The organism is Priestia sp. SIMBA_032 (assembly GCF_046535215.1).
Lineage (GTDB): Bacteria > Bacillota > Bacilli > Bacillales > Bacillaceae_H > Priestia > Priestia aryabhattai.
Map to the genome: position 1 here is coordinate 1 of NZ_JAWRXD010000741.1, position 269 is coordinate 269.

1 protein-coding gene is annotated in these 269 nt (G+C 44.2%); it reads left to right on the top strand.

Annotated elements, in window-relative coordinates:
- Window positions 1-181, top strand: a 181-nt coding sequence (locus tag SB717_RS36265) for a hypothetical protein (protein WP_410907854.1), incomplete at its 5' end; no start/stop codon positions are given.
- Window positions 182-269: the final 88 nt, after the last annotated feature.

Genomic DNA, 269 nt, shown 5'->3' on the forward strand with positions numbered 1-269 from the left:
GTTGGAGGTTATGGGCTATTTTATGGAGCATTTTGGCGGCATACCTTACATTCTCCTCTATTTTTTTATTCCTGGGTCTATCATCATAGCATACATGCCCGGATTGATAGCCGTTCAACAGTACAAGGTACATCTCAACGACATGGCGGGTATGTTGTCCTATGGTGGCATCCGACAATAACTGGCAAGGCGCTGTATAGACCCCATAGGGCAGTTGCAACAGGATATCCCGCAATTCCAGTAAAACATTTTTAGTGGTTTCAAACATG